4 protein-coding genes and 1 pseudogene are annotated in these 3,374 nt (G+C 71.9%); 2 read left to right on the top strand and 3 right to left on the bottom strand.

What is annotated here, in order from left to right; all coding sequences use genetic code 11:
- Together LOY02_RS10620 and LOY02_RS10625 are read left to right on the top strand one after the other, a co-directional pair.
- Window positions 1-585, top strand: a pseudogene (locus LOY02_RS10620) (DNA helicase); the annotation flags it as partial.
- A gap of 63 nt (window positions 586-648) precedes the next feature.
- On the top strand, window positions 649-1,044 hold the full coding sequence (locus LOY02_RS10625) for a tetratricopeptide repeat protein (protein ID WP_317182329.1): 396 nt from the start codon (window positions 649-651) through the stop codon (window positions 1,042-1,044).
- Between the two features lie 87 nt (window positions 1,045-1,131).
- On the opposite strand, the gene mscL is transcribed toward LOY02_RS10625, so the two are convergent.
- The 3 genes from mscL to LOY02_RS10640 form a co-directional block, all read right to left on the bottom strand.
- On the bottom strand, window positions 1,132-1,497 hold the full coding sequence (gene mscL / locus LOY02_RS10630) for a large conductance mechanosensitive channel protein MscL (protein ID WP_317182330.1): 366 nt from the start codon (window positions 1,495-1,497) through the stop codon (window positions 1,132-1,134).
- 185 nt (window positions 1,498-1,682) lie between these two features.
- On the bottom strand, window positions 1,683-2,318 hold the full coding sequence (locus LOY02_RS10635; protein WP_317182331.1) for an SAF domain-containing protein: 636 nt from the start codon (window positions 2,316-2,318) through the stop codon (window positions 1,683-1,685).
- A 101-nt stretch (window positions 2,319-2,419) separates the two neighbouring features.
- Complete coding sequence (locus LOY02_RS10640) at window positions 2,420-3,274, bottom strand: S-methyl-5'-thioadenosine phosphorylase (RefSeq protein WP_317182332.1); 855 nt, start codon at window positions 3,272-3,274, stop codon at window positions 2,420-2,422.
- Between the last annotated feature and the right edge of the window lie 100 nt (window positions 3,275-3,374).

The raw sequence follows: 3,374 nt of genomic DNA on the forward strand, positions 1-3,374 counted from the left end.
GAAGGGCTCGTCGTCCACGAGGAGTACGGCACGGCCGCGCAGCGCGTCGACCTCGCCATCGAGGACCCGTACCACCGGGGTCGCGTCCTCGTCGCCGTGGAGACCGACGGCCGCCGCTACGCCGCGATGCGCAGCACCAGGGACCGCGACCGGCTGCGGCCGGAGCAGCTGTCCCGGCTCGGCTGGGTCCACCTGCGCGTCTGGAGCACCGACCTCTTCCGCGACCCGGCGCGCGAGATCTCGCGTATCCTCCGCGTGGCGAGGGACGACCGCCGGCCGGCGCCCGCAGCCGAGCGCAACGGCGCCGCGGCCGAAGCCGACGCACAAGAAGCGCCCCCCGTCCGGCCGGCAGGGCCGGTCACCGACCCTTCGCCCTCACCGGACCGAGATCGCCCCGACGCCCCGCCCGGGACCGGGAAGGGCCGTCGTCGTCGGCGCGTCTTCCGAAAGGGCACCGCCGAGTCGGCGATAGAGGACCACTACGGGCCAACCCGGGATGACACCGACCTCGACTGGGGGGAGCGTGCCGAGACGCTGGCCCGTGACGAGTGGCTCCAGGACCAGCGGCCCCCGCACTATGACTGACGACGCCCGGCTCCGGGCTTCCCGCGTCGGAATGCCGCGGTGTGCCGCCGCGTTCTCGTGGGCATGAACGCCACCTCGACGCCCTTCAGCCTGCGCTACGCCTGGGCCCGAGGCCTCTTCGAGCGCGGTGACCATCTCGCAGCGGCCTCGGCGCTCGCCGACCTCGTCGCCGAGGCAGAAACCATCGCCGCCGACGAGGCACAGCCCCTGTTGCACTCCACGACCGACCTGCGCATGTTCTTGGCTCGTGCCTACTTCCACTCCGCCCAGTTCGGCCGCGCCGAGGCCGTCCTCCGAGACCTCATCGACGAGTCGCCGACCGACGGCTACGCCCACCTCCTGCTCGGCCGCACACTCCAGCGGGCCGGGAGGCACACCGAGGCTGCTGGGCCGCTGGCCCTGGCCGAGATCCTCGGTGACTACGAGCGCCCCCAGGCATTCGGCTCCTCCGGCGAGTGAGCCCGAGTCCCGGGTGACGGCAGCGCCGGGGCAAGAAGACAGTGGTGGGAGCTGAGGCTCCCACCACTGCTGAAGGTGTGAGCGAGGTCAGCGGACCCGGAGGGCGTCGCGGATCTCGGTGAGGAGAATGACCTCCTCCGACGGCGCCTCGGGCTCCGGCTCCTCGCCGCGCTTGCGACGCTCGGCCAGCTTGTTCATCGGCACGACGACCATGATGTACACCGCGAAGGCGACGATGATGAAGCCGATCAGCTGGGTGAGGAACTGTCCGACGGCCACACCGCCCGGCTCCCAGCGGGAGAAGTTCGGGGTGCCGCCGACCTTGCCGATGAGGTCCATGATGATCACCACGAAGGCTTCGACGACCTTCGCGAACGCAGTGCCGATGACGACGGCGACCGCCAGGTCGACGACGTTGCCGCGCATCAGGAAGTCCTTGAATCCCTTGAGCATGTTGCGCCCCTCCAGTGTGTGTGCGATCCCCCAAGCGGAGGCCTCGTATCCTTCAACCTAGCGACCTCGGGACGGGTCGCGCGTGACGTGGCCCACCGTCTTGTCTGATTTCCGGGCGAGTCTCGTCACGTCTGGCGTCCGGTTCCTGGGCTCGGACACCGCGTCACCGGCCCTCGGTTGGCGCGTCAGGGGTCGGGTCGCACGGCCAGCACGAAGCTCTCGCCCGCGCTGAGCGCGCTGAGGCCTCGGGCCAGCAGTGGCGCCTCGGTCGCAGACACCGCGACGGTGATTCCCGGGTCCGCTTCGTCCGGCCACGGCATCGGCGCACCGGGCGTGCCGCCGACAGCGCCGTCCCCGCTGTCCCCGCTGTCACCCACCGCACCGCTGCCGCCTGTTACGGCGAGGACCTGCGCATCGGCGACGACCCGGCTGCCCGTGCCCGTCGCATAGACGTCGACCCGGGTGCCCGGTCGAACTCCGGACAGGGCAATCTCCATGACCGGCAGGGTCATCGCGACCCGTCCGTCCGACCGGCCGGACAGCAGGCCCGGACCCGTGAGCCGCTCGGAGGTGATGATGCCCTTGGCCTCGATGGGCCCGGCCGCCCGTCGGCCCACGAGGTCCGAGGGGTCAGCTGTCGCGGACTCGGGCCGCTGGTCGACCTGCCGTGCCTCGATCCGAACGTCGTCGGGTGAGATGACCGCGCCTGCGGGGAGGCGGTGTGCCGCGACCACGGTCGGGACGCCCACGTCAGCGGCGCCGGCCGGTCGCAGCACCGAGAGGGCGACGGCGGCGGCGACCCCCGCGAGCGATGCGGCCACCCAGCGGCGAGCGCGGGCACGACGCGAACGCTGCAACCGCGACCCGGGCCTCGCCCGCGCCCTCCCGATCGGACGACGGCGCGTGCGCGGAGCGGCGACCATCAGGGGAGGGCGAAGGGCAGTTCGACCCCGTCGAGGCTGCGACGGCAGGGACACGTGGCCACATCGTCGACCTCGTGCGCCGGCAGCTGCCCGATGGCATCGCGGAGCACGCCTTTGAGGTTCTCGACGTTGTCGCCGAAGACGCGCATGACCTCCTCGTGGGTGACGGCCTCACCGCCGTCGACGCCCGCGTCGAGGTCGGTGACCATGGCCACCGTCGTGAAGCACAGGGCCAGCTCGCGGGCGAGCGCGGCCTCGGGCATCGTCGTCATGCCGACGACGTCCCAGCCGAGCTGCTGGTGCATGAGCGACTCGGCGCGGGAGGAGAACCGGGGCCCGTTGACGACGACGAGCGTCCCGTCGGCCACGACGTCCAGGGCGGACACACGCGCGGCGTCAACAGCGACGTGGCGACCGTTGGGGCAGTAGGGCTCGGCGAAGCTGACGTGCACGATCGGGCCCTCTGCCTCGTAGAACGTGTGCTCCCGGCCCCAGGTCCGGTCGACGACCTGGTCGGGGACGACCACCGTGCCGGGACCGTAGTCCGACTTCAGTGACCCGACCGCACACGGCGAGAGGACCTGACGCACCCCGACCGCTCGCAGGGCCCAGAGGTTCGCGCGGTAATTGATCCGGTGCGGGGCGTAGCGGTGTCCCTTGCCGTGCCGGGCGAGGAAGGCCACCGAGCGGCCCTCGACCTCACCGACGACGAGGGGATCGCTCGGAGCCCCGAACGGGGTCGTCACCTCGACCGTCTCGTAGTCGTCGAGGAAGTCGTAGAGCCCGGAGCCGCCGATGACTCCGATCTCCGCGCGGACGTCGGGCGGCCTGAGAACGGTGGGCTGAGAGGTCATGGCGGCAGCCTAGGCCCGAGTCCGCGCGCCGCGGGGGACCGGGGAACGCCGCTGGGGACAGCGAAACAGGCCCGTGCGGGGATGTGGACGAGCAGGGCTG

Origin of the sequence: Intrasporangium sp. (genome assembly GCF_032907665.1) — a bacterium.
Taxonomy (GTDB): domain Bacteria; phylum Actinomycetota; class Actinomycetes; order Actinomycetales; family Dermatophilaceae; genus Intrasporangium.

What these genes read in the sequence shown, in the direction of transcription:
- mscL (WP_317182330.1), bottom strand. Translation starts at nt 1,497, where the DNA reads ATGCTCAAGGGATTCAAGGACTTCCTGATGCGCGGCAACGTCGTCGAC.
- LOY02_RS10640 (WP_317182332.1), bottom strand. Translation starts at nt 3,274, where the DNA reads ATGACCTCTCAGCCCACCGTTCTCAGGCCGCCCGACGTCCGCGCGGAG.
- LOY02_RS10625 (WP_317182329.1), top strand. Translation starts at nt 649, where the DNA reads ATGAACGCCACCTCGACGCCCTTCAGCCTGCGCTACGCCTGGGCCCGA.